Annotated in this window: 16 protein-coding genes and 1 pseudogene; 11 read left to right on the top strand and 6 right to left on the bottom strand. The window is 67.7% G+C overall.

The features are described 5' to 3' along the window. Positions 1-75 precede the first annotated feature (75 nt). The 8 genes from AB1411_01320 (at position 76) to AB1411_01285 (ending at position 12,939) form a co-directional block, all read left to right on the top strand. Entirely contained in the window at positions 76-855 is a 780-nt protein-coding gene (locus tag AB1411_01320; protein ID MEW6542230.1) for a TIGR04283 family arsenosugar biosynthesis glycosyltransferase, read from the top strand. Beyond that, positions 852-1,967, top strand: coding sequence for an adenylate/guanylate cyclase domain-containing protein (locus AB1411_01315; GenBank protein MEW6542229.1), 1,116 nt, complete (start codon positions 852-854; stop codon positions 1,965-1,967). The genes AB1411_01320 and AB1411_01315 overlap by 4 nt, the downstream gene beginning before the upstream one ends. Before the next feature lie 149 nt (positions 1,968-2,116). Next, entirely contained in the window at positions 2,117-3,523 is a 1,407-nt protein-coding gene (locus AB1411_01310; GenBank protein MEW6542228.1) for a TolC family protein, read from the top strand. A 2-nt stretch (positions 3,524-3,525) separates the two neighbouring features. After that, positions 3,526-4,734, top strand: a complete 1,209-nt coding sequence (locus tag AB1411_01305; protein MEW6542227.1) for an efflux RND transporter periplasmic adaptor subunit — start codon at positions 3,526-3,528, stop codon at positions 4,732-4,734. 97 nt (positions 4,735-4,831) lie between these two features. Beyond that, a complete protein-coding gene (locus AB1411_01300) occupies positions 4,832-8,473 on the top strand; it encodes an efflux RND transporter permease subunit (GenBank protein MEW6542226.1) in 3,642 nt (1,213 codons plus the stop codon). 31 nt (positions 8,474-8,504) lie between these two features. After that, positions 8,505-11,177: a CBS domain-containing protein gene (locus AB1411_01295; GenBank protein ID MEW6542225.1), complete on the top strand. Its 2,673-nt coding sequence runs from the start codon at positions 8,505-8,507 to the stop codon at positions 11,175-11,177. Further along, positions 11,174-11,479, top strand: a complete 306-nt coding sequence (locus tag AB1411_01290) for a PG0541 family transporter-associated protein (protein MEW6542224.1) — start codon at positions 11,174-11,176, stop codon at positions 11,477-11,479. Before AB1411_01295 ends, AB1411_01290 begins: the two co-directional genes overlap by 4 nt. 23 nt (positions 11,480-11,502) lie before the next feature. Further along, entirely contained in the window at positions 11,503-12,939 is a 1,437-nt protein-coding gene (locus AB1411_01285; GenBank protein MEW6542223.1) for a TAXI family TRAP transporter solute-binding subunit, read from the top strand. On the opposite strand, the gene AB1411_01280 is transcribed toward AB1411_01285, so the two are convergent. Together AB1411_01280 and AB1411_01275 are read right to left on the bottom strand one after the other, a co-directional pair. Next, a complete protein-coding gene (locus AB1411_01280) occupies positions 12,927-14,282 on the bottom strand; it encodes a BamA/TamA family outer membrane protein (GenBank protein ID MEW6542222.1) in 1,356 nt (451 codons plus the stop codon). The two genes, AB1411_01285 and AB1411_01280, sit on opposite strands and share 13 nt — an antisense overlap. A 197-nt stretch (positions 14,283-14,479) precedes the next feature. Next, a complete protein-coding gene (locus AB1411_01275; protein ID MEW6542221.1) occupies positions 14,480-15,796 on the bottom strand; it encodes an MFS transporter in 1,317 nt (438 codons plus the stop codon). Between the two features lie 148 nt (positions 15,797-15,944). On the opposite strand from AB1411_01275, the pseudogene AB1411_01270 reads away from it, so the two are divergent. Then, positions 15,945-16,169 (top strand): annotated as a pseudogene (locus tag AB1411_01270) (DnaJ domain-containing protein). A gap of 475 nt (positions 16,170-16,644) precedes the next feature. Here AB1411_01270 and AB1411_01265 read toward each other — a convergent pair. The 3 genes from AB1411_01265 to AB1411_01255 all read right to left on the bottom strand — a co-directional run bounded on the left by AB1411_01265 (position 16,645) and on the right by AB1411_01255 (position 19,818). Continuing rightward, positions 16,645-17,895, bottom strand: a complete 1,251-nt coding sequence (locus tag AB1411_01265) for an amidohydrolase family protein (protein MEW6542220.1) — start codon at positions 17,893-17,895, stop codon at positions 16,645-16,647. Positions 17,896-17,921: 26 nt separating this feature from the next. Further along, the gene (locus AB1411_01260; protein ID MEW6542219.1) at positions 17,922-18,518 is read right to left on the bottom strand and encodes a DUF3365 domain-containing protein; all 597 of its coding nucleotides are present in this window, start codon (positions 18,516-18,518) and stop codon (positions 17,922-17,924) included. 109 nt (positions 18,519-18,627) lie between these two features. Further along, positions 18,628-19,818, bottom strand: coding sequence for an alanine--glyoxylate aminotransferase family protein (locus AB1411_01255; protein MEW6542218.1), 1,191 nt, complete (start codon positions 19,816-19,818; stop codon positions 18,628-18,630). A 220-nt stretch (positions 19,819-20,038) separates the two neighbouring features. Here AB1411_01255 and AB1411_01250 point away from each other — a divergent pair, with 220 nt between their 5' ends. After that, complete coding sequence (locus AB1411_01250) at positions 20,039-22,162, top strand: PAS domain S-box protein (GenBank protein ID MEW6542217.1); 2,124 nt, start codon at positions 20,039-20,041, stop codon at positions 22,160-22,162. 143 nt (positions 22,163-22,305) lie between these two features. Next, positions 22,306-23,736, top strand: a complete 1,431-nt coding sequence (locus AB1411_01245; GenBank protein ID MEW6542216.1) for a type II CAAX endopeptidase family protein — start codon at positions 22,306-22,308, stop codon at positions 23,734-23,736. 111 nt (positions 23,737-23,847) lie between these two features. On the opposite strand, the gene AB1411_01240 is transcribed toward AB1411_01245, so the two are convergent. Then, positions 23,848-25,800: a PAS domain S-box protein gene (locus tag AB1411_01240; protein MEW6542215.1), complete on the bottom strand. Its 1,953-nt coding sequence runs from the start codon at positions 25,798-25,800 to the stop codon at positions 23,848-23,850. Positions 25,801-25,933: the final 133 nt, after the last annotated feature.

The following is a 25,933-nucleotide window of genomic DNA, read 5'->3' as shown; positions in this document are numbered from 1 at the left end:
GCCATGAAGCCATGAAGCCATGAAAGAGAAGAGGTTCGTTCCTCTCGCCGCTCGCCTCGCGCCCCTCGCCAGTGAGTGGCCGTGATCTGGGTCATCATCCCCGCCTACAATGAGGAGAGAGCGTTGCCCGGGACGCTCCGCCAGCTCTTCCGAGAGCCCGGCCGGTATGAAGTCATCGTCGTGGACGGCGGCAGCACCGACCGAACTCGCAGCATCGCCGAATCCTTTGGATTCGACATGTGCGAGCCCGGATCGCGTCGGTCGTCCCTCGTATCTCGTCGCTCGGTGGACGCTTCACGAGATACGCGTCACGCGTCACGCTTGTTTCTGACGGCGCCCAAAGGACGCGCGTCCCAGATGAACACCGGCGCGCGGGAGGCGGCGGCTCGAGGGGCGGCGTTGGATGATTGGCTCCTGTTCCTCCACGCGGACACGACGCTGCCGGAAGGGGCGCTGAGCCGGCTGAACGGGCTGGAGACGGCGATCCAGGCCGGCGGGTTCCTCCACCGGTTTGCTGGATCGGACTGGCGGCTGGGCCTGATCTCGCTTCTGGACAATGTCCGCTGCCGGCGCTCGCGCATCATCTATGGAGATCAGGCCCTGTTCGTACGCAGGGGGGTGTTCGAGCAAATCGGCGGCTTCCCAGACCAGCCGATCCTCGAGGACGTGGCCTTCTGCGACAAGCTGGTCCGCGTCACCAGACCGGTCCTGCTCGAGCCCCCGGTCGTGACGGACTCGCGCAAGTTCGTCCAAATGGGAATCTGGCGAAGCTTTGCGCGCGTGCTGTTGATCATCCTGCACGTGCAGTTCCGGCTCCCGGTCCTGCCGAGGACATTCTTCCGAGACGTGCGATGACCGCCGTGTTGCACGACCATCCCCTGGCGTCCCGGTGCGTCGTCTGCGGGACACCGCTGGCCGGCCCCGCGAGCGTCGTCTTCCGGCTCATGGGGATCGGCCGAAGCTCGCGCAATCCCAGCCTCTGCACGCGCTGCGGCGAGCACGTCGTCGAGGGGCGCATCAGCGAGATCACGGTTCTGTTCGCCGACCTCTCCGACTTCACCGAGCTGACGCGCGCACTGGGGCCTGAGCGAACGCACGAGGTGCTGGATACCTTCCTGCGGACGGCGACGACCGTCCTGGTCGGGCACGGGGCCTTCATCGACAAGTACCTCGGGGACGGGGTGATGGCCTTCTTCAACGTGCCGATCCAGCGGGAGGACCATGCCGCTCAGGCGGTCCAAGCCGCGCTGGAGATACGGGCGCGACTCCCGGAGTTGCGGGATCAGTTCGGGCTGCCGCTGCACGCCGGGAGCGGGATCGCCTCCGGGTGGGCGCGGGTGGGGCGGCTCGGGTCGAGCAGCGCAAAGGACTTTACCGCCGTCGGCGAGGTGGTCAACCTGGCCGCCAGACTGGAGGCGGCTGCCGGGCCGGGCGAGGTCGTGGTGGATCGGACCGTGTACGAGCGGGTGGCATCGGACCATCCGCAGGCGGTTCCGGAAGCGCTCCCACTCAAGGGATTCCAGGAGCCGGTTGACGCGTACCGGTTGATGGGGCAACCGGGCGCACACCCGGCGAGGCAGCCTCCAGCGAGCCGTGAGGGCCTGGGACAGGTTCAGGCGCTCGGGCTCGGCGCGGTCGTCTTCGCCCTCCTCGGAGCTCCCTGCGCCGTGTTCACCTTGATCGGACCCTGGGCCGTGGGGCTCGGCATCGGAGGATTGTTCAGCGCCGCCAGTTCCTATTGGGTGCTGGACGAGTCGCCGGTCCGGCTGCCGCTGCTTGCGCTGGCTGCGCTCGGGGCTGCGGCCAACCTCTACACGGTCTGGCACGCCGGCAGGCTGCGCCGCCTGATGCCGCTGGTCTCGACCGGCCTGGACCGCCGCCGCACGCTGCTGGTCGCCGGCTCGTCGGCCCTGACCCTGCTGGTGGTCCTGTTCGAGATGGCGGCCCACCGGTTCTACCATTCCTGACTCCGTTCCTCATCCCGCTCTCCGGGCTTTTCCTCGGCGACCGATCTGCGCGGACTCCCTGCTCGGCGTTTTTGCAGCGACTCGGTAAAGCTGCTATATGTGAACGGCCTGAGTCGCCTGAGGTCAACGCTGAGACGAGGAGGTGGCGGATGGAGAACGTCATGGGAGGACGACAACAGGGCTGGTCCGGCCGCTCGGTCGTCGCGCTCGGAGCGCTCTGGCTCTGGCTTGCGGGACCGTCCACAGGCTGGTGCCAGGGGCCGGGAGGGGCGGCGGGCGGCGAGTCTTCGTCCCCGGAGACGATGTCGCTGGAGCAGGCGGTGGGGCTGGCGATGGAGAACAACCGGTCCATGCAGAGCGCCTCGCTGGACGTGGACAAGGCGGCCGACCAGGCGGCCCAGATGAAGACGCGGCGCCTGCCCGCCTTGAACTTTTTTACGACCACCGGCCAATTGCTGACTCCGTTCGAGTTCCGGGTCAACCGCGGGGCCTTCGGAACCTTCGGCGCCACGGGGCCCATTCCCGCGACTGACCTGAAGATCACGACGAACCCGGCCTGGACGACGGTCATGTTCGCGAGCGTCCAGCAGCCGCTCACGCAGCTCTACCGCATCGACCAGGGGATCCAGTTCTATGAAGCCTCGCAGGGGGTGGCCTCCGAGCAGTTGCGAACCCAGCGGCAGACCGTCGTCAACTCGGTCAAGCGGGCCTATTTCGCGGTGCTTCAGACCCAGAGCGCGCTCGACGCGGCGGAGGAGGTGGTCAAGACCTACCGGGAGCTGGACCGGGTGGTGAGGCAACAGGTGGAGCAGCAAAAGGCGCTGAAGGCCGACAGTCTGGAGGTCAAGGCCAGGCTGGCGAGGGCGGAGTATGACGCGATGACCATCCGGAATGCGATGGCCTCGCAGAAGGAGCAGCTCAACGTCATCCTGGGGCGGGATGTGACGACCGACTTCCGGGTCACGGCAGTGTCCGGCGCCTCCAGGGTGGAGGCGAACCTGGAAGAGGCGAGTGCGATCGCGCTCAAGCAGCGGCCGGAGGTCAAGGCGGCGCGCCTCAAGGTCACGCAGGCGGAGCACGATCTGAGGGCGAAGAAGGCGGAATACATTCCCGACTTGAGCCTCGTGTTCGACTATGCCAACATCAACAACTTCAATTTCCTCCCCGAGCACTATGCCTCGGTCGGGTTCATGTTCAACTGGGAGCCGTTCGACTGGGGGCGGAAGCAGCGGGAGACGGCGGAAAAGCGCAAGAACGCCCAGCAGGCGGTCCTGGGTGTGCGGGAGGCCGAGCAACAGACGATCGCGGAGGTCAACAGCCGGTATCGGAAGCTGCAGGAGACGCATCAGTTGTTGCAGGTCACCCAGGCGGTCCAGGAGTCGGCCAGGGAAAAGCTGAGGGTCACGATGAATCGGTACAACCAGAAGGTGGCGTTGCTGCAGGACGTGCTGCAGGCGCAGGCCTCCCTAGCCGACGCCAACAACCAGTACAGCCAGAGCCTGCTGGCCTATTGGTCCGCCAAGGCCGATTTCGAGCGGGCCATCGGCGAGGACTGAGCATGGGCGGGCGCGGACTCTGGCTGGCGATCGGGTTGCTCCTGGGGACCCTTGTCGCCGGCTGCCGGGACCAGGACCCCTACCAGAAGCCCCCGACGCCGGTCAAAGTCAAAGCCGTGGAGTCGGGCGGCGAAGAGCGGGGGGGCCGCTACTCGGCCACGATTCTGCCTTTCACCCAGGTGGACCTCGCGTTCAAGGTCGGCGGCTACGTCCGCGAGATCCTGCAGGTCCGCGGGGCCGACGGCCGGCTCCGTCTCGTCCAGGAAGGGGACCGGGTCGCCAAGGGCACCGTGCTCGCGCGCCTGCGCGAGAGCGACTACCTGGTCAAGCTGAACCAGGCCAAGTCCCAACTGGCGGAGGCCCAGGCGGCCGGCGCCGAAGCGAAGTCCCAGCTCAACGAGGCCCGGGCGGCCTTCGAGCAGGCCCGGTTGGACCACGAGCGGGCCCGCAATCTCTACGAGGCGCAAAGCCTGGCCAAGGCCGACTACGATGCGGCCAAGGCCAGGCACGACATGAACCAGGCCGCGGTCGAAAAGGCCAAGGCGCAGTTGCTGGTCGCGGAGGCCAGGGTGCAGGCGGTCCGCCAACAGGTCGCGGAGGCGGACATTTCCGTCCAGGACGTTTCCCTCAAGGCGGCCATGGACTCGGTCGTGCTGAAGCGCAACATCGAGGTCGGGACGCTGGCCGGGTCGGGAACGGTGGCCTTCGTGCTGGCCGACGTCGCGTCGGTCAAGGTGGTCTTCGGCGTGTCCGACGTGGTGCTGGAGAGCCTGAAGACCGGGACGGCGCTGACGATCACGACCGAAGCCATCCCCGACGAGGAGTTCCGCGGCCAGATCACCAGGATCGCCCCCTCCGCCGACCCCAAGGTCCGGGTGTTCGAGGTGGAAGTCACCATCCCCAACCCGCGCGGCCGGTTGAAAGCCGGCATGATCGCGACCGTGGTGCTGCCGGGGGCCGGGGCGCCGGCGCCGATCCCCTCGGTTCCCCTGTCCGCGATCGTCCGGCCTGCGGGGGCGGCGGAGGATTACGCCCTGTTCGTGGTGGAACGACGGGGCGAGGCGAACGTGGCGAGGATCAGACGGGTGAAGCTGGGACCGGTCACGGGAAACACCGTGGCCGTGACCGAGGGCGTCGCGGTCGGCGAATCGGTGATCGTCACCGGCGCGACTCTGGTGGCGGACGGGGAGCCGGTGCGGATCACGCCGTGAACGGTCAATCGTCGTCGGTCGTTCGTAGGAGAATTGGCTTTCCCGTTCTTTCCCGTTGACCAATGACCCGTGACGATTGACCATTGACTTCCCCACCATGACTCACGGCCAGAGCGACAGCGATCTCATCCGGCGGACCCGCAACCTGGCCCGGTTCTGCGTGGAGAACCGGCAGATCGCCTGGGTTCTGCTGGTCGCGACCCTCCTGTGGGGCCTGTACGGCTACTTCGCGATGCCCCAGCGCAAGGACCCCGACATCGCTTCCAACGAGGCGGTCGCGCTCACGTCCTGGCCCGGCGTCAGCGCCGAGAAGGTCGAGCAGCTCGTCACCCGCAAGGTCGAGCAAAGGGTCGCCGAGAATCCGAACATTCACCGGCAGACCGGCGGAAACTACGGGCTCAAGTCCATTTCGCTGCCCGGTCTCTCCGTGGTCTACGTCCAGCTCGAGGAAAATCTTCCGGATCCCAAGAAGGAGTTCAACGACATCAGCCTCAAACTGCGCGACGTCGCGGACCTGCCGCCGGGAGCCGGGCCGATCGAGTTCATCAGCGATTTCGGCGACACGGCCGCCCTCATGCTCACGGTGGCCAGCCCCAGGGTGAGCGCGGTCGAGCTCTCGCTCCGCGCCCGGGCGATCCGGGAGGCGATCGAGCGGGTCCGGCGCCAGGCGGCGGCCAGCGGAGCCGGCGTCCGCTTTACGATGATCCACAACTTCCCCCCGGCCGCGAACCAGCGGCTCGTCCGGCTGGTGCTGGAAGATTTCGCGCGGTTCACCGAGGCGCGGAAGGCGGCCCGCGACATCCGGCTGCTCGAGGGCCCGGGATTCGTCGGGCTGGATGCGGAAACGGACCTGGACGATGCGACGATCATGGCTCATGTCGTCGGGTTCGTCCGGGAGCGGTTGCGCCTTTCCGAATTCCACCCGGACTCTTGGGATCCGGCCATCATCCGCGATCCTCGCGAGACGGAAGCGCGGCTCGCCGCCGTGGTCGGGGCCAAGTACACCTATCGGGAGCTGGATGACTTCACGGAGCTCATCCAGCGGACGCTGCAGACGGTTCCGCAGGTGTCCAAGGTCTCGCGGGCGGGCATTCTGCCGGAGACGGTCTATCTCTTTTATTCGCAGGAGCGCCTGGCTGCCTACGACGTGCAGGTCGCGAGGCTTCGCCGGGCGCTGGAGGCCCGCAACATCACGATGCCCGGCGGCACCTTCGAGCTGGGCGGGCGGAGCCTCACGATCGTGCCGACCGGCGAATTCAAGTCCGAGCAGGAGATCGGGAGCGTGGTCGTCGCCACGACTCGGGCCGCGTCGCCGGTCTACCTGCGGGACCTCGTGGACATCGTTCGGGGCTACGAGAGCCCGCCGCGCTTCCTGAACGACTACACCTGGCGGGACCGCGACGGCCGGTGGCAGCGCTCCCGGGCCGTCACGCTGGCCGTGCAGATGCGGAAGGGGGACAAGATCGGGGACTTCGGGATGGCCGTGGACCGGGCGCTGACGGAGCTCAGGCAGCGGCTGCCGGAGGACCTGATCGTCGCCCGGACCTCCGATCAGCCGCTCCAGGTGAAGGAGAGCGTGGATCTGTTCATGCGGAGCCTGGCCGAGGCGATCGTCCTGGTCGTGCTCGTCTCCTGGCTGGGCTTCTGGGAGTGGCGCTCGGCGCTCCTGATGGCGCTCTCGATTCCGATCACGCTGGCCATGACGTTCGGAATGATGCACCTCCTCGGCATCGACCTGCAGCAGGTCTCGATCGCCTCGTTGATCATCGCGCTCGGGCTTCTGGTGGACGATCCCGTCGTCGCGGGAGATGCGATCAAGCGGGGACTGGCGGAGGGGCACCGGGCGCTCGTCGCGGCCTGGCTCGGCCCGACGAGGCTGGCCCGCGCCATCCTCTTCGCCACGATCACGAACATCGTCGCCTATCTGCCGTTCTTGATCCTGACCGGCATCACCGGCCAGTTTCTCTACAGCCTGCCCATCGTCATCACCTGCTCGCTGGTCTCGTCGCGGATCGTCTCGATGACGTTCATCCCGCTGCTGGGCTACTACCTCCTGCGGCCCAAGCCGGAGCCGTCCGTGGAGGAGCGGCGTACGCGGGGGTTCGCTGGCTGGTACTACCGGGCGGGCGGGGGGCTGCTGGAGCACCGGTGGAAAGTGCTGGCCGGATCCCTCCTGTTCCTGGCCCTGGGCGGCTACTTCATGGCCACGCTCAAACCGCAGTTCTTCCCCAAGGACCTCTCGTACCTCTCCTACGTGGATCTCTGGCTGCCGGAGGACGCCCCCTTCATGGCGACCTACGAGGCGGCCGTGCAGGCCGAGGAGATCGTCCGCCGCGTGACCGAGGAGTACGGCCGGAGCCACCCTGGCCGCGACGGCCGTCCACGGGAGGTCCTGACTTCCTTGACGACGTTCGTCGGGGGAGGCGGGCCCCGGTTTTGGTTCTCGATCTCGCCCGAACTCTCGCAGCTCAACTACGCCCAGATCATCGTGCAGGTGACCGACAAGCACGACACGCAGCCCCTGATCGCGCCGTTGCAGCAGGCCCTGTCGGCGGAGCTTGCCGGGGTTCGCGCCGACGCCATGCAGCTCGAGACGGGCAGCCAGGTCGGCGTGCCGGTGGCGGTCCGGATCTCCGGCGAGGAGATCCGCACGCTGCGAATCTTGGCCGAGGAGCTCAGGAGGATCTTCCAGTCGGTGCCGGGCCTGACCCGCGTGCGGGACGATTGGGGGACGGACAACTTCACGGTGAAGTTCCAGATCGATCCGGACCGGGCGAATTTGGCGGGCTTGTCCAACGAGGACGTGGCGGCGTCCTCCGCCGGCGGCATGAACGGGTATCAGGTGACCACGCTGCGCGAGGGGGACAAACAGATCCCCGTCGTGGCGCGCCTCAGGACGGGGGAGCGGGCGCAACTGGCCGACCTGCAGAACCTCTACATCTATGCGGCGGACGGGGCCGAGAAGGTGCCGCTCCGCCAGGTCTCCACGATCAGCTATCAGATGGAGACGCAGAAACTGCGCCGGCGCCAGCATTTCCGTACGGTCACGGTCGGCGGCTTCCCCGCGCCGGGCGTCCTTCCGTCCGAGGTGCTGCGGGAGGTCCGGCCCAGGCTGGAAGACTTCAAGAAGAAGCTGCCGCCCGGCTACAACCTCCAGATCGGCGGGGAGCAGGAGGCCCAGGATCAGGGATTCGGGGAGATCACGCTGGTCATGGTCGTCTCCATCGTGGCCATCTTTCTCGCCCTGGTCTTCCAGTTCAAAAACCCGGTCAAGCCGCTGCTCGTCTTCGCCGCGATCCCCTACGGCATGGTCGGGGCGCTGGCGGGGCTCGCGGTCATGGGCCAGCCGTTCGGGTTCATGGCCTTTCTCGGCGTCGCGAGCCTCATCGGCGTCATCGTCAGCCACGTCATCGTCCTGTTCGATTTCATCGAGGAGCGGCACGAGAGGGGGGAGCCATTGCGGGAGGCCCTGCTGGACGCGGGCATCGTCCGCCTGCGGCCCGTCCTGATCACGGTCGGCGCCACGGTGATCGCGCTGTTCCCGCTGGCGCTCAACGGCGGGCCCCTGTGGGAGCCCCTGTGCTACGCGCAGATCGGCGGGCTGACCGTGGCGACGGCGGTCACGTTGCTGCTCGTGCCGGTGCTCTATGCGATCTTCGTGCTGGACCTGAAGTGGGTGACGTGGGAGAGCGGGAACCGGCCGGGCGCGTCCCTGCCGGCGACGATCCCCGCGCCTTAACCCTCTCGGGCGATCCTGCTAAAATGGCCCCGTGGATCTCATCACGACCCACATGAACGCGGACTTCGACGGGCTGGCGTCCATGGTGGCGGCGCGCAAGCTGTACCCGGGCGCCACGCTGGCCCTCTCCGCCGGGGCCCAGGGCCCGGTGCGCGGCTTCCTGGCCGTGCACGACCTCGGCCTGGCCAAGCTGAAGGAGGTCGATCTCCCGCAGGTGACCAGGCTGGTCCTGGTGGATACCCAGGAGCCGGACCGGATCGGCCCGCTCAAGGAGCTGCTGGCCCGGCCCGGCCTCTCCGTCCACGTCTTCGATCACCATCCCGGCGGCGAGCCGCTCGCCTTGCGCGCGGAGACGCGGGCGGTCGAGCCGGTCGGGGCCACGACGACGATCCTCGTCGAGCGGCTGAAGGAGCGGGGGATCCCGCTGACGCCGTTCGAGGCCACGGTGCTCGCGCTCGGGCTTTACGAGGAGACGGGCTCGCTGGCCTACGCGTCCACGACCCCGCGGGATTTGGAAGCGGCCGCCTTCGTGTTGCGCGCCGGGGCGGACCTCAACCTTGTGTCGGACACCCTGCGCCGCCCGCTTGACCCCGACCAGGTCGCGCTCCTCAACGACCTCCTGCAGCAGGCCGAGACGCACTATCTGGACGGCCGGAAAGTCCTGCTGGCCGCCAGCACCTTCGACCGGTACCGGGGAGACCTGGCCGAGGTGGTCCACAAGCTGGCCGAGATGGAGCGGCTGGACGCCCTGCTGGTCGCAGTGGCGATGGACGACAAGGTGGAGATCATCGGGCGCAGCCGGCGGCCCGAGATCGACGTGGGGCGGATTCTTGAAGGGTTCGGCGGCGGCGGCCATCCGGAAGCGGCGGCGGCCAGCGTCAAGGGCCAGACCCTGGTCGAAGTCAGGGAGCGGCTGGCCGGCCTGCTCGCCGAACGCTTCCGGCCGACCCTGCTGGCGCGGGACGTGATGACGAGGCCGGTGAAGGCCATCGGGCAGGAGGCGACGGTCGGCGAGGCCGAGGCCACGATGACCAAGTACGGGGTCAACGTGCTCCCGGTCCTGGACGGCCGCGAGCGGTACCTGGGGCTGATCACGCGCGAGATCATCCAGAAGGCCCTCTTTCACGGATTCGGGACGTCCTCCGTGCTGCATTTCCTCAGGACCGACGAGTACCGGGCCGGGCCGGAGACCCCGTTTCGGGAGGTCGAGTCCCGGATGATCGAGCGCAACCAGCGGTTCGTGCCCATCGTGGCGGAGGGGAGGGTCGTCGGCGTGATCACGAGAACCGACCTCCTGCGGACCCTGCACGACGACGTGCTGGCGTCGGCGCGGGCCAGGGTCAAGGGGCAGGAGGGGCCGGACTATGTCCATCGGCGGAACATCCGGTCCGTCATGAAGGACCGGCTGCCGGCAAGAATTTTCACGCTGCTGGAGGAGGCGGGCCGCCTGGCGGACCGGCTGGAGGTCTCCGCCTACGCCGTCGGGGGCTTCGTCCGCGATCTGCTGCTGGGCATCGAGAACTTCGACGTGGACCTGGTGATCGAGGGGGACGGCATCGCCTTCGCCCGCGCCCTCGGCAAGGAACTGACCCGTCGCAACGGCGGAGCAACGGGTGCCCCGGCGCGGGTCAAAGCGCACGAGCGGTTCGGCACGGCGGTCGTTGCGCTGGCCGACGGCCTCAAGCTGGACGTGGCGACGGCGCGCACCGAGTACTACGAGTATCCGACCGCGCTTCCGACTGTGGAACGGAGCTCGATCAAGAAGGATCTCTACCGGCGGGACTTCACGATCAACACGCTGGCCGTCCGCTTGAACGCCAAGTCCTTCGGGGAGTTGATCGACTTCTACGGGGGCCAGCGGGATCTCAACGAGAAGACCATCCGGGTGCTGCACAGCCTCAGCTTCGTGGAGGATCCCACCCGCGTCTTCCGGGCTATCCGGTTCGAGCAGCGCTTCGGATTCCGCCTCAGCAAGGAGACTCTGGCGCTGATCAAGGGGGCAGTCAAGATGGACCTGTTCCACCGGCTTTCGGGGCACCGGCTGCTGGAGGAGTTGATCCTGCTGTTCTCGGAGGAGGAGCCTCGCGGCGCCGTGGCGCGGCTGGCCGGACTGGACCTGCTGCGGTTTATCCATCCGGCCCTCAAGTGGTCTCCCCGGCTGGCGGGACTGTTGAAAGGGGTGGAGGATGCGCTGGACTGGTACCGGCTCCTGTATCTGGAACGGAAGCTCCGGCCGTGGCTGGTCTACTTCACGGCGCTGATGGAAGTGCTGCCTCCGCGGGCGGTCTTGGAGACCCTGAAGCGGCTCTCGGTGCCGGAGCGGGAGGCCGGGATGATCCGGGCGGGGCACGGCGCCTCGAACAGGATCCTGCGGCAGCTTGCCCGTCGTCCGCCGCCTCGGCCGTCGGAGGCCTACCATCTGCTGGCCGGGCAGGCCGACGAGACGCTGCTCCTCCTGATGGCCAAGACCAAGTCGGAGCAGGTCAAGCGCCAGGTGTCGGCTTACCTGACCACCTACCATCACGTGAGGCCGACGCTGACGGGGGCCGATCTCAAGGCCATGGGCCTGAAGCCGGGCCCGCTCTACAAAAAGATCCTGACCGCGCTGCTGGACGCCAGGCTGAACGGGGAAGTCAAGAGCGACAGCGGGGAACGGGACCTAGCCAGAAGGATCGCCGGAGCAACGGGGGGAGCCGTCCGATGAAGATGCTGATGATCGTCTTTCGCGACTCGCTGACGGAAGAGGTGCTCGCGTTTCTCGGCGAGCAGACCATCAAGGCCTACACGCTGGTTTCGAACGTGTCCGGCGTCGGAAAAACGGGCACCGCCGTCGGCTCGTTCCAGTCTCCGGCCCTGAACGCGATGGTCCTCGCTGCGTTGCCGGACGAGCAGGCGGACCGGGCGGTCAGGCAGGTGAAAGAATTCCGGGACCGGCTGGCGCCGGACCATCCGGCCGGCAAGGTTCCGTTGCACGTGTTCGTGTTCCCGTGTACGCAGGTGGTCTAACGTTGCTCGAGGGAGAGCGATCCATGGCTGATGCGGAACCGGGGCCGGGAGGCGTTCGACCGGACGTCCGGGGGGCCCTGCGCCATTGGCAGGTTGCGGGCCTGACCGGGCTGGCCCTCGTCGGCGTCTTCTGGTACTTGCACGGGCCGACGGTTCGAATGGAGCTCTCCTCCGGACATCCCGGCAGCGTGTACCACCAGGTCGCCGAGGAGCTGGTGGAGATCCTCGACGACGCGTTCCCCGGATTTCCCGATCGGGCGCGGGTGACCTTCCACAATCTGGACTCCCGCGGGTCAGTCGAGAACGTCCGGCGGATCATGCTCGGTGAGGCGCAGTTGGCCCTGGCCGAGGAGGGGATCGAGCTGGAGAACGTCTCTCCTCGCGGGGCGTCCGACAAGGCTCCGGCTCAAGCCGGCCGGCCGGAGGTTCGGGCGCTCGTGGTGCTGTTCAGCGTGCCGCTCAAGGTCGTGGTGCGGCGGGACCTCGGTGGCCGCGGCGCCGGAGCGATGGAGGACCTGACCGCACTCAAGCGGGTGGCCGAGGAGCGGCGGGCCGGAGGCGCGCCGGTGAAGGTGTACATCGGGGCGGAAGGCAGCGGAACCAGGACCGTGAGCCGGTGGGTGCTCGACCATTACGGGTTCATCACGAACCTGGAGACGGGACAGGCCGGCTCCTTCGAGTTCCAGGTCGAAGGCAACGACTGGGATTTCGACCGGGCCCGCAAGGGCCTTGAGGACAACGAGATCCAGGTGGCGTTCCTCATGAGCCAGTTCAGCAGCGACACGGTCAAATCCATCGCCAGGACGGGAAAATTCCTCCTCTTGTCGATTGACCGGGCGGAGGGCATTCACCGCTCGCACCCCTTTCTGGACATGGTGCGGGTCCCGCCGGGCAGCTATCCCGCGGCGGTGCCGTTCCCGGACAAGGAGATCCAGACCCTGTCCGCCGACGTGGTGTTGGTGGGGAGCAGCGAGCTCAGCGACCTGGAGGCCTATCGGATCGTCCAGACCCTGTTTCTGCACTCGCACGAGCTGGGCTCCGCATTCCCGTTCATGGCGCCCCTGTCCAAGGCCGACCAGCTCCGGCAGCGGTTCTACTATCCGCCCCATCCGGGCGCGTTGGCCTTCTACGAGGGCAAGCGGGAGCCGCACCTGCTGCTGGACGCCCTGACGCGCTACCGGGATGTCCTGATCGGAATCTTCTCGATCGGCGGGACGGCCTGGGCCGTGTTCCACTTCTTCGTGGGTCGCTGGCGAAGCCGCCCGATTTTGGACCGGCTCCACCGCGATCCGAGCACGAAAAACCTGTTGGAGCTGGAGCGGGAAGTGACCAAGCTCTTCGCCACCGGGAAGCTGGACAAGGACCGGTACCAGTCGGTCAAGGAGTACATCAAGGTCCACCTGGACCAGGCGGACCGGGCCGAGCGGGCGCCGAAGGCCGGCTCCGATCAGAACGGATAGTCCACCCCGACGAACGCGTTGCCCCCGTCCCGGCCGTAGGCGACGTCCAGCCGCCCCACCACGTGCGGGCGCGCCATCACCCGGAAGCCCACGCCCGGATTGATCTGCGCCTGGTTCAGGCTGAAACCCTGGACGCTCAGGTCTTGGACTTTCCCCATGTCGAGCGACGGAGCCACTTCCAGGTCCACCTTGTGGCCGACGAAGTCCTTTTGATAGACGAGGATCCGTTCCTCGATGTTGATGGCCCATGCCTGGTTGTCGAAGTAGCGGTTCAATCCGAACGCCCGCAGAGTATTTTCCCCGCCCAACGTCGGCCGCTCGTAGAACGGGATCGCCTGTTGGGCACTGAAGCGGGCCCGCATCACGCCGTCGGCCAGGAACCGGACCACGAAAACCTTGCTGTCCCCGTCGTGGGGGAAGAGGTGACGGGCGTCCAGCGTGAACCGGAGCCACCGGTTGGCTTCGTCGTGCTCGACGTTCGAGTTGAGCTCGGTGGAGAAGTTCACGTAGCTGCCCTTGATCGGGGTGAGCTGGGAGTCGCGCGTGTCGTAGAGGAACGTCAGCTTGCCTCCGGCGATCCGGGCGCCTCCGATGCCGGGCGCGCTGGCAAAGGCGACCCTGGTGTTGGCCAGCGTCGGGATGATGCCTTGCTCCACCCGCACCTCCCGGTACCGGCCGCCCAGGATGATCGAGAAGTCCGGGGAGAGGTTCAGGCCGACGTACCCGTTGACATTGAACTCCCGCGACGTATAGTTGGATTCTGCGAACAGCGGAGCCCCGTTGCCCAACCCGAAGAAGCGCTTGAAGGGATCCTTGAACCAGTTGATCTGCCCGCCGATGATGTAGCGGCCGCCGCCCGCCCCCAGGTCCTTGTACGAGAAGTCGTAGTTCTGCTGGACCCGCTCGGCGTAGTTGACGATCGCACGGTACTGGACCGTGTCGGTCCGGTACCCGTAATAATTCATCGTCAAGCTGCTCCCGACGAACTCGTTGTACAGGTACTGGGGGGCGAAAATGTCGTTGATCTCCCCCTGTTCGCCGGACTTGAGGATCGGCATCAGCCCGCCCACGTAGAAGCTTTCGTTGCGGGTGTAGGCGAAGGCCGGAAGCGGGAGAAACGTCAGGTTGCCGCGCCGGAAGAAGGGCCCGAGGTCTTCGTCTTTCGAGACGACCCGGCCCTGCTTGTCCTCGGAAAGGGCCAGCGCGTCCGACGATACTCCTGGCTCCGGAGGGCCGATAAGCTTTCCGGCAAGGGGCGGTTGAGGAGCCGGGTCCGCGCCGGCCGGACCGGTCGCCAGCAAGAGGGCGAGGGCGCAGATGAGCGAAACCGTCCGCACCGTCATCGCAGTCGGTCTGGGTCGGCGTGGAGGTCGAACGGCAGACGGAGGGCTGCGAGCGGGACCTGGGACGGTTTGCGGGGCATGTCTATCGGCTCAAAGAGGGCAACGGTGGTCCGGGTCGAACGGGATCGGTTCTCACGGAAGAACGTTGCAGTGAAGAAACCACAGCTCGTTCGCGCCCGTCAAGGGAATTTATCGGATCATTCCGGCAAGGGACGGCCCCGCGTTTCCCGGGCGAAGGGGAGGACCGCGAGCCCGATCACGTAAATCAGCGCCACGGCGCTGGCGGCCAGGCCGAAGCTGCCCAGGGCGGTGACGAGGAAACCGGTCGCGAAGGGGCCCAGCGAGGCCAGGACGCGTCCGGCGTTGAAGCAGAAGCCCGCGCCGGTCGCGCGCAGGCTCGTCGGATAGAGCTCCGGCAGGTAGATCGGGAATCCGCTGAAGATGCCGTTGCTGAAGAAGCCCAGGACCGGCAGGAGCAACAGGACGTGGAGGTAGGAATGGGGAGTCAGGAAGGTGAGCGGCAGCATCACGAGGCTGCCCGCGCACATCAGCGCGAAGACGGGCCGGCGCCCGAACCGGTCGGCCAGGGGGCCGAAGCAGAGGTAGCCGGCGAGCGACCCCAGGTTCAGCGTCATGATCGCGTAGCTCACGTAGCCGGACAGGGCCTCGCGGCTCAGATCCTTCATGTCCGGCAGGGCCTCGATCAACGTGGGGGTCCAGTTGGTGGCGCCCCAGATGCCGAACACGGCGACGAACGCGAGCGTCGAGCCGATCATCGTCGCCCGCCGGAAAGGGCCCTGGAAGAGGATCGGGAGCTTCACGCGGCCGGCCGTGCCGCTGGCCAATTCCCGTTGGCGGGCCTGGACCCACCGGTCCGGCTCCTTGACCCACAGGCGAACCAGGAGCGCGACGAACGCCGGCAGGACGCCCACCACGAAGAGCAGGCGCCAGCCGTATCCCCTGAGGAGCAGGTTCATGGCTGCGGCGAGGAAGAAGCCGGCGGCCCAGGCCGACTGGAGGATGCCGGCCGCCTTGGCGCGTTTTTCTTCCGGCCAGACCTCCGCCACGATCGCCGCGCCGGCGGCCCACTCTCCCCCGATCCCCAGCGCGGTGAAGAAGCGGTAGGCGGCCAGGTGCCACCAGTCCTGCGCCAGGGCCGCCAGCCCGGTGAAGAGCGCGTAGATCAGGATCGTGGCGACGAGCGTCTTCGTCCGGCCGAAGTAGTCGGCGAGCACGCCGAACAGGACCCCGCCGATGGCCCAGCCGATCAGGAAGATGGAGAGGATCAGCCCGCCATACCAGCCGATGGCGCCCTGGCTCACGGGGCCGCCCGACGACCGGCCGAGCAGCTCCTCCAGCGCCGGGTGCAGGACGATCGCATAGATCGTCGCGTCCATGGAGTCGAACACCCACCCCATCCAGGCGACGAACAGCACCAGCCACTGGTAGGAGGTCACGCCCTGGTGCCAGGAGGAGCGGGGCATGGGCTCGGTTGAAGCACGGCCGGTCGGCATGACGGCGTGCAGGCTACGCAGGTTCCCCTGTACTGTCAAGCCGTCGGTTCATGAACAGGTGGTCAGGGGTCGGTGGTCAGTGGAAGGTGCCTGAGCCGACGGGCTATTTCCGAAGAGAAAGCGAGAAATGATATAGTCTCGTGCTGCCATGGCCCGCGTCGACTTTTACGAAGTCCTCGGCGTCTCCCGCGACGCCACCGATGAGGAGATCAAGAAGGCCTACCGCCGGCTCGTCCTCGAGCACCACCCGGACCGCAATCCGGGCGACCAGGCGGCCGAGGCCAGAATCCGGGAGATCAACGCCGCCTACGAGATCCTGGGCGATCCGGAGGCCAGGCGCAGCTATGAGCGGCTCCGGTTCGGCGACGAAGCCGGCCGGCCCGAGACGCCGAATCCGGCCGTCATCCTGGACGAGATGGAGCAGAAGCTCTACGAGGAGGGGCGGAAGGAGGTCTTCGCGCTGCTGGTGAAGGATGCCAAACGGGTCAAGGAGGAATTGGCGCTGATCCGGGAGCGGACCGTCTCGCTCCAGGGCTACGACACCTTCAAGGAAGCCGTCGTGCTGGCCCGCGCGGCCGAGGTGATGGGGGAATTCGTGACGCCCGAGATGGAGATCCGCCGGGAGCGGCTGCTGGACGTGGCGCTGCAGATGATGGTCTCGCAGGGCGTCGTGGGCCGCCAGGACGTCCGCCGCGGGAACGAAATCAGGAGCCGCTTCGAGGAGACGTTCCGGCAGGGCCGCCGGCGAGGCTTCATGGGAGCGCTGGAGCTGTGGTACGTCCGCAAATAGTGATGAGTGACAGGTGAAGTGTGACGGGTATGAAGCCCCCGGCCATCCCTATCATCCGTCACCGATCACCCATCACCGTCTTAGAAAGGGGGCCGCTGACGAACCGCCCGCCCCGCATCACCCCGACGAGCCGACCCCGATCCCGCAGGAGGCCGATCCGCTTGAGCGGGTTCCCCTCCACGACCACGAGGTCCGCGAGCTTGCCCGTCTCGATCGTGCCGACCTCGTCCGCGAGGCCCAGCAACCGGGAGGCGGCCGAGGTGGCGGCCACCAGAGCCTCCATCGGGCTCATGCCCAGCGCCACCATCCGCTCCAACTCCTGCGCGTTGTCTCCGTGGTAGTTGAAGGGGGTGCCCGCGTCGGTCCCGAGCGCGATCGCGATCCCGCCCCGATGGGCCTTCTTGAAGCTGGCCTCGTGCCTGGCCCGGATCGCGCGGGCCTTGGCCACGGCCGACTCGGGAATTCCGCAGGCCGAGCCACGATCCGCCGTCTGATGGAGGGCGGACAGGGTCGGGACCATGAACACCGCGTGGTCCCGCATCAGGGCCGCCGCATCGTCGTCCATCAGCGTCGCGTGCTCGATCGAATGGACCCCGGCGCGGACGGCGTTCTTCATGCCCTCGGCTCCGTGGGCGTGGGCGGCGATGCGCCGGCCGGCGCCGCGGGCCTCGGCCATTCCGGCCGCCAGCTCCTCCAGGGTCAGTTGCGGGCAGTCGGGGGAGGTGCCCGGAGTCAGCACGCCGCCGGACGCGATGAACTTGATCACGTCCGCCCCGGCCGCCAGTTGCTCGCGCACCGCGCGCACGATCTCCGTCGGACCGTCGGCCTCGCGCCCGATGAAGCGGGCGTGTCCGCCCGTCATGCAGATGGCGAGCCCGGCCGCCAGGATCCTGGGGCCGGGCGTCAGGCCGGCGGCGACGGCCTGCTTGAGCGCGATGATCCCGTGGTCCCGGGCGCCGAGGTCGCGTACGGTCGTAAACCCGGCTTCGAGCGTGAGGCGGGCGAAGCGCGCGGCCTTCAGGAGCGTGAGGGCCGGGGCCTCGGCCTCGATGGCGGCCACGACGTCCGGCTCCCCCCCCAGGCCCAGGTGCACGTGGCAGTCGATGAGGCCGGGGAGAATGGTCAAGCCGCGCGCGTCAATCCGCGCCGCGCTTCGAGGGACGGTGACCCGGCCTTCCGGGCCGACCACGGCGATCCGGTCGCCGTGGATCACGAGCGCCGCCCGCTCGAGCGTCCGCCCGAGCCCGTCAATGATCCGGGCCTGTCGAAAGGCCAGCGTCATGTTCTCTTCCCCGTCCCTTCCGGTCATGCGGGAGAAAAGTCCGTCGGGGTCGGCTACCGGCCGACCGGGATCGTGATCACGAGCCCGCCCATGACGTCGTTGAGCTTGTAGTTCCGTCTCGGACTGTTGGGATGCGCATTGTGACAGGCGACGCAGGACGCGGAGACTGCCAGGTCCGCGTAGATCGCCTGAAAGAACCGCTCCCGGCCGACGCGCACGTAGCCCTTGAACGGCTCGGCGGGATTCTTCACGATCGCTTCGAGACCCCGCCGTTCGAAGTCCGTCTGGGGCGCGTTCCACACGTAGATCGGGGAGAGGCTCACCAGCCGGTATTTGATCCCGGCTTCCTTCTCGGCGACGAGCTTGCCGGTCTCGATCAGGAACTGGGCCGGCAGAGGCAGGGACGCCTCCTGCTTCCAGTGTTCGGCCGCCTCCACGATGCCCTTCTGCTGCATCTTGTCCACGATGTCCTTCGTGTAAACCGTGCGGTTCGCCTCGATGACAGCGTGCAGGTAATCCGCCGCGGTCTCCGGCGCGATCGTCGCCGGCTCGTTGGATTCCCTGGTCAGCATCGAGAGGCCCCAGTAGCCGAATCCGGCCAGCAGGGCGAGCATCACGAGCACCGTTCCCCAGAGCAGCGTTTGCTTCATGGACACCCTTTCCCGTCTTGACAATGGGGCGAGGGGCGAGAGGCACGAGGCGAGAGGTTAAGATTTCACCCTCTTGCCCCTCGCCTCTTGCCCCGTGCCGTCCCGCCGTTCACTGCGCGATGTACACCCGGGCTGCGGCCTCCAGCGCCGTTCCCGGTCGTGACAGCCAGCCCCGCCGGTGAAAAATTCCCTCCAGCGCGCTGAGAAGCGTCAGCACGTGGCTCTTGGCCGAGGACTCGCCCATCAAGCCGATGCGCCAGACCTTGCCCTGCAGCGGTCCCAGCCCTCCGCCGATCTCGATCCCGTAGTCGCGCAGGAGTTCGGCCCGGACCGGCGCGTCCTCCACGGAGGGGGGCAGCGCCACACAGTTCAGGCTCGGCAGCCGGTGCCCCTCCTGGGCGAACGGGGCGAGCCCCAGGGCCGCCAGGCCCGCCATCAGGGCGGCGCTGTTGAGCCGGTGTCGCGCGAAGCGCGCCTCGAGCCCCTCTTCCAGCACCAGGCGCAGCGCCTCCCGGAGGCCGTACAGCATGGAGATCGGAGCCGTGTGGTGGTAGGCCCGCCTCCCCTCGGCCCAGTAATCCGCGACGAGCGAGAGGTCCAGGTACCAGCTCTGGCACGGGACCTTGCGCCGGCGGACCGTCTCCAAGGCCCTCTCGCTGAGCGTGAGGGGCGCCAGGCCGGGCGGACAGCTCAGGCACTTCTGCGTGCCGCTGTAGCAGGCGTCGGCGCTCCACCGGTCCACCTCTACCGGCAGGCCGCCCAGGGACGTGACGGCGTCCACGATCAGGAGGGCGCCGTGCTCGCGGCAGAGGCGGCCGACCGGCTCGATCGGCTGTTCGACCCCGGTCGAGGTCTCCGCGTGGACGAGGGCTACGGCCTTGACGGGCCCGGAACGGCTGAGGGCTCGTGCGATCGCATCCGGCTCGGCGATGCGGCCCCAGGGTGCCTCCACCCGGATCGGCTTTCCGCCGCAACGCTCCACGATCGTGGCCATGCGGGTTCCGAAGATCCCGTTGACGCCGACGACGACCGGATCGCCCGGCTCGACCAGGTTGACCAGCACGGCTTCCATCCCGGCCGAGCCGGTGCCGGACACGGCGATCGTGAAGGGATTGACCGTGCGGAAGACCTGCCGGAGTTGGTGCTGGATCTCGTCCATGAGCTGCAGGAAGGCCGGGTCCAAGTGTCCGAGCAGAGGCGTCGCCATCGCGCGCAGCACGCGGGGGTGCACCAGGCTGGGGCCCGGGCCCAGCAGGAGGCGGGACGGCGGGGCCAACTCACCGGATCGTTCGCTGGTCATCGGATACGACGCGTCACGTGTCAAAAACTCGCGAGTCCGCCGCTCTGAGCCGGGCTAGTATAGCGGACTGTCCCCGATTCCGCTACACACCGGAAGCGAGTCTCCGGGGCGCGGCGCAGCGGCGAGCTCGCCGGACCGGCTCAAGGACTTGACATCGGGACGGTGCCGGCCTAGCCTGACCACGTACGTACTTCGGGGATCCCTCCTGGAGAGGATACGGATGTCCGAATCTCCCCTCGCACCGGGCGTCGCCGATTCCGACTCCGTCGGCGAATCCACCCTGCCCGGTGGCGGCTACCGATCGCAGTTGTTGCTGCTCCAGGTCCTGGTGGCAATCGTCCTCTCCTACCACGTCGCCTTCAGCCACGAAGCGCACCTTCTCCACTCGGTGCGGGATCTGGTGGTTCTCGGGCTCCTGGTGGGAACCGCCGTCCTGTTCAAGCTTCCGCTGCACGCGTGGGAGAAAGGCTGGTTCGTGGGGACGTTGGTCTTGCTGGACACGGGCGTCACCGGCGCGATTCTCCATTTTTCGGACAACGTGTCGTACGGCCTCGGCGTGACGTTCTTTCTGATCGTCCTGGTCGCGGCCTCGGCCCCGACGTTCACGCAGGTCTGCGCGCTTTCGTTCCTGCTCTGCGCCGTCTACGGGTTGATCCTGTATTTCGGACCGCACCAGGCGCACCCTCTGTCCGAAGGGGAGTGGCTGGAGGTCCCGGTCCTCCTGATCATGGGGACCTTTTACGGGACGGCCGTGGACACCGTCCGCAGGGTCCGCCGGCGGGTGGAGGAGGTCAAGAAGGAGACGGAAGCCAAGTTCCAGTCCGTCGTGCAGACGGCCCGTGACGCCATCATTCTCATCGGCGGCGACGGAACGGTCCTGTCGTGGAACAGGGCGGCGGAGCAGATCTTCGGCTACCGGGAGGAGGAGATCCTGGGCTTGCCGCTGACCCTGCTCATGCCGGAGCGGTACCGGGAGGCGCACCTGCGCGGGTTGGCCCGATACCGGGCGACGGGACAGAGCTACGTCGTGGGCGGCACCGTGGAGTTCCGCGGGCTGCGCAAGGACGGGACCGAGTTCCCGTTCGAGCTCTCCGTGTCCTCCTGGACCACGGACTCGGGCACCTACTTCACGGGGATCCTGCGGGACACTTCGGAGCGGAAGCGGGTGGAGGAATGGCTGCGGCGCAAGGAAGAGGAGGTGCGGCAGACCCAGAAGATGGAAGCCGTCGGACGCCTGGCGACGCAGGTGGCCCACGATTTCAACCAGGTGCTCTCGATCATCAACGGTTGCGTGGCGCTGTTGCTCCGCCGCGCGGCGCCGGACGATCCCTCCGTCAAGAAGCTGAAGGAGATCGGCAAAGCCTCGGAGCGGGGCCAGGCCCTCTCCCAGCAGTTGCTGTCGTTCGGCCGCAAGCAGGCCCTGACGATGACCAGCGTGGATTTGAACGTCGTCGTGACCGAGCTCCTCCCGATGCTCGAACGGTTGGTCGGGCAGGGAGTCAGGATCGTCACCAACCTCCAACCGTCGTTGGATCGGCTTCAGGCCGACCCGGTGCAGCTCGACCAGGTCCTCATCAACCTCGTGACCAACGCCCGCGACGCCATGCCCCGGGGAGGCGTCCTCACGATCGAGACCGCGAACGTCGCGCAGGGACAGCTCCCGCCAGGCGGGCGGACCGACGCGCTTCGCAGAGGGGCGGCGGTCATGCTGGCCGTGAGCGATACGGGAGCCGGCATGGACAAGGAGGTCCTGGCCCGTTGGAAGGAGCCGTTCTACACGACCAAGGCCCCCGGCGAAGGAACGGGGCTGGGACTCACCATCGTCCATGGAATCGTGGAGCAACACCGGGGCGTGATCGACGTCCAGAGCGAGGTCGGCGCGGGAACGGCGTTCCGGATCTTCTTTCCGAAGGCTGAGCCTCGTCCGATCGAAGAGCCGCAGAGGGTGGCTCCCCAGCCACGGGCGAGCGGCCGCCGGACGATCCTCCTCGTGGACGACGATCGGGACGTGCGGCAGGTGATGCAGGAGATTCTCGAAGAGGAGGGCTATCTGGTGCTGGAGGTGGGCTCCGGCGAGAGCGCCTTGCTCGTCGAGCGGCAACATGCCGGGCCGATCGATCTTCTCGTCACCGACGTCGCCATGCCGGGCATGAACGGGAAGGAGCTGGCCGGCCGCCTGCTCGGCCTGAGGCCGGGGCTCAAAGTGCTCTACGTCTCCGGTCTCGGGGAGCTGGCCCTCGGCGGTTACGGAGTCGCCGCGCCGACCGATCTGCTCGTCAAGCCGGTGATTCCCGACAGGCTCGTCGAGAAGGTGCGGGAAGTGCTGGAGCGCCCCGCCGCCTAGCCCGCCTCGGTCTCTTCCGCAAGGCCCGCTCCCCCTCGATGACGCCATCTCCCGTGCTATACTGCCGCCCGCTGCCGATCCCTATGGAAGACCACAGGTCTCAAACGGTTGAGCCCGAGCCTTTTCCCGAGCAGCCTTCGCCCGTGCCCACGGCCGATGCCGGGGGCGCCTCCCCACGGTTCTCGCCGGTCGTGACTGCCTGCGCGGCGGCCGTGCTCGCGGGAGCCGTGATCCTCTTCGTCTGGCTCCAGCTCTCGGTTCCGCCGCTGGAACGGGTGTCGTCTCCGGAACGGGCGCTGGCTCTGATCGTCGGCCGGTCGCTGGATCTGGAAGAGGCCTTTGCCCGGGCGCCGGTGTGGGAGCGGTGGCTCTACGAAGTGACGACGAGCGACAGTCTCGACGAGCTCGCGCAGGCCATCGCCTGGTATGAGGAGTTGGCTGCCGCTTCCCCGGAGCCGCTCGTCTCGCTCCAACTGGGCATCCTGGAGGGAGAGGCGGGGCATCTGGACCGGGTGCGCGAGACGATCGCCGGCTGGGAGCGAAACGGCGAGCCGTTTGCCTCCTACGCGCGTCTGCTCAAGGCCGCCTATCTCGCGAAGCGGCTCGATCGCGACGAGGCGCTTCTGGCGCAGGCCGAGCTGGCGGAGTTCCTGCCGTCCGGCTGGTTCTACGACAAGCTGGCCGGCGGAGTGGCCAGCCGCGCCGGGGACCGGTCCTGGCCGGCCAGGGGGGCCGAGATCCAGGCCGACCGGATCGGGCCGCTGGTGCTCCGCTCCCGCATTCTGGTTTCGATCCAACTGGTCGCATTCCTGATCGGGGTCGTCTCGCTGGCCGCGGTGCTGCGGAGACGACATGACGGGACGGCTTTGAAAGTCGGGCCGGTGCCGCTCCCTCCGCAATGGAGCGGACGGACCGGAATGATCGTGCTGATCCGGGGCGGGGCCGCCGGGGCCGTGATCACGGTGGGGCTGCTCCTGCTCGGCCCCGACAACCTGGCGCTGCAACTGGTCTCAATCCCCCTGACCAACCTGCCGGTGCTGCTCCTCGCGCAACGCCATCTGTTCGGCCCCCTCGACGTCGGCTTGGCCCGCGGGCTGGGGCTCTGGCCCGTGACGGGCGGGGCGGGGCGGTTCTGGCTCCTGGTGGCGGCGACGGTGGCAGCCGGATTGCTGGGCGAGTGGGGGCTCGGACTGGCGGCCGAACAGTTCCGGCTCTCCAGCCATTGGACGGAGTGGTTCGACGGCGACCTGGTCTGGGGACCGGCGCCGGTCGTCCTCACGGGGTTGGTCGAGTACGTGCTGCTGGCGCCGCTGTTCGAGGAGGTGCTCTTCCGCGGGCTGCTCTTCGCGACGCTCCGCCGCCGGCTTGGCGCCTGGCCGGCCGCAGCCGCCAGCGCGACGCTCTTTGCCGCCGCCCACGGGTACGGGCTGCTGGGGTTTGCCAGCGTGTTCTGGAGCGGGCTCCTCTGGGCCTGGATCTACGAGAAGAGCGGCAGCCTGTGGCCGAGCCTCACGGCCCATGCCCTGAACAACCTGCTCGTCTGCGTCACGACGATCCTACTCCTGCGGGAGTAAAGAAGTGCGAAGTATGAAGGCTGAAGTATGAAGTAGGAGGTATGAGTAGGAAGTAGGGAATAGGGAGTTAGGAAGGAAGAAGTATGGGACGGGAATCCGAAACTTCATCGTTCATACTTCTGACTTGCTTTTTGGGGGCGCGTCGAGCATCTCCCGGACCTTGCGGGCCAGGACCTCCTGCGAGAAGGGCTTCTGGAGGAGGGCGGTGCCGCTTTCCAGGGCTCCGTGGGAGAGCAGCGCGTCGTCCGTGTACCCGGACATGAACAGCACGCGGGTCTCCGGCCTCTCGGCAAGGACCCGTTCCGCCAACTCTCGCCCGTTCATGCCCGGCATGATGACGTCGGTGAGCAGCAGATGGATTCTGCCGCCGTGCCCCCGGCTGGCCTGGAGGCCCTCGTCGCCGTTCGACGCCTCCAGCACCGTGTAGCCCAGTTGCCGGAGCATTTCCCTCGTCACGCCCCGGACCATGAGCTCGTCCTCGGCCAGCAGGATGGTCTCGGTGCCGGACAGGACGCCTGCCGGGGAGCCGACCCCGGCCGCCTCCTCGGCCGGCCCTTCGACCCTCGGCAGGAAGATCGTGAACGTGGCCCCCTGACCCGGCTCGCTGGCCACCTCGACGGACCCGCCGCTCTGCTTGACGACCCCGTACACGGTCGCCAGGCCCAGGCCGCTGCCGGCCTCCCGGTCCTTGGTGCTGAAGAAGGGCTCGAAGCAGTGTTCCCGCGTATAGGCGTCCATGCCGACGCCGGTGTCGGAGACCTGCAGGGCCACGTAGGCGCCTGGCGTGCGGCGCAGGGACTTCTCGACCTGCTCCGAGGTCTGCTCCACGTTGAAGGTCTTGATCGTCAGCTTGCCCCCCTTGGGCATGGCGTCGCGGGCGTTCATCGCCAGGTTCAGAATCGTCTGTTCGATCTGGCCGCGGTCGGCCCTGACCCACCCCAACGGCGTCTGGAGCACCGTATCCAGCTCGATGTTTTCGCCGAGCACCGGCCGCAGCATCGGGCGCATGTCGCCGATCAGGACGTTCAGGTCCAGCTCCTTCGGCTGCAGCACCTGCTTGCGGCTGAAGGCCAGGAGTTGGCGGGTGAGCTGCGCCGCCCGCTTGCCGGCTTTCTTGATCTCCTCGACGTCCTCCCGCATGGGCTCGGTCCCGCCGAGCCGGGCCAGGAGAAGATCGCAGTTGCCCAGGATCGTCATCAGCATGTTGTTGTAGTCGTGGGCGATGCCGCCCGCGAGCCGGCCGATCGCTTCCATCTTCTGGGACTGGCGCAGATGCTCCTGGGTGGCCTGCAGCGCCTCCTCCGTCTTCTTGCGGGCCGTGATGTCCACCATCAGGCCGATCAACTCGACCGGCCGGTCCTGTTCCACGGAGACCCGGACCAAGTCGTGCAGCCAGACCGCCCGGCCGTCGGCGGCGATCATCCGGTAGTCGAACTCGTAGGGCTTCTTCTCCTGGGACGCCTGGAGACAGTAGGACACGGCCCATTCCCGATCGTCGGGGTGGATGTGGTCCTGCCAGAAGGTGGGCTCCGTCGTCCAACGGGCCAGGGGATACCCGAGCAGCGTTTCCGCGTACGGGCTGACGTAGGTGAACTGAAAGGTGCGGATGTCGCCCCGCCAGACGATGGCGCGGACGGACTCCATCAACTGCTCGTAGTCGGCGGTGGTCCGCTCCAGCGCCTGCCGGACTCGATGCTGTTCGGTCAGGTCGGAGACGAGGGCGAGCATCCTCGGACCGTCCGCCTCGTCCAGGAGGCTGAGACGGAACTCGACGGGAAACTGGCTGCCGTCGGCGCGCAGGCCGCGGGCTTCGAACGTCGTCTCGCCGGAGCTCTGGCTGGACGGGGAGCGGCCGGTCTTGAGGCGGGCGGCGAGGGCGGCGCGATCTGATTCGGCGAGCAGGGTCTCCGCCGGTTGGCCGGCCAAGTCCTCCAGCCGATAGGCGAAGAGGGAAGCGGCTTGCCGGTTCGCCCAGGCCAGCCGGCCCTGGTTATCGACGGACACGAGAGCGGCCGGCACGGAATCCAGGAACCGACGGACCCACTCTTCCGAATAGGCGGCCACGGGTCAGTTCTGTCTCCAGGGTCTGACGACGCTGGCACGTAAAAGCCCGCTTAGCTTACAGGGAATCACCGAGAAATGCCACTTCCAGCCTGAAACCGAATTGATGACCCTCCGCATGGCCCCGGCCTGTTGA

This window comes from Nitrospirota bacterium, from assembly GCA_040757595.1.
GTDB lineage: Bacteria > Nitrospirota > Nitrospiria > Nitrospirales > Nitrospiraceae > JBFLWP01.
The sequence above is the reverse complement of the archived record's forward strand: the minus strand, read 5'-3'. Positions and strand labels throughout refer to the sequence as shown.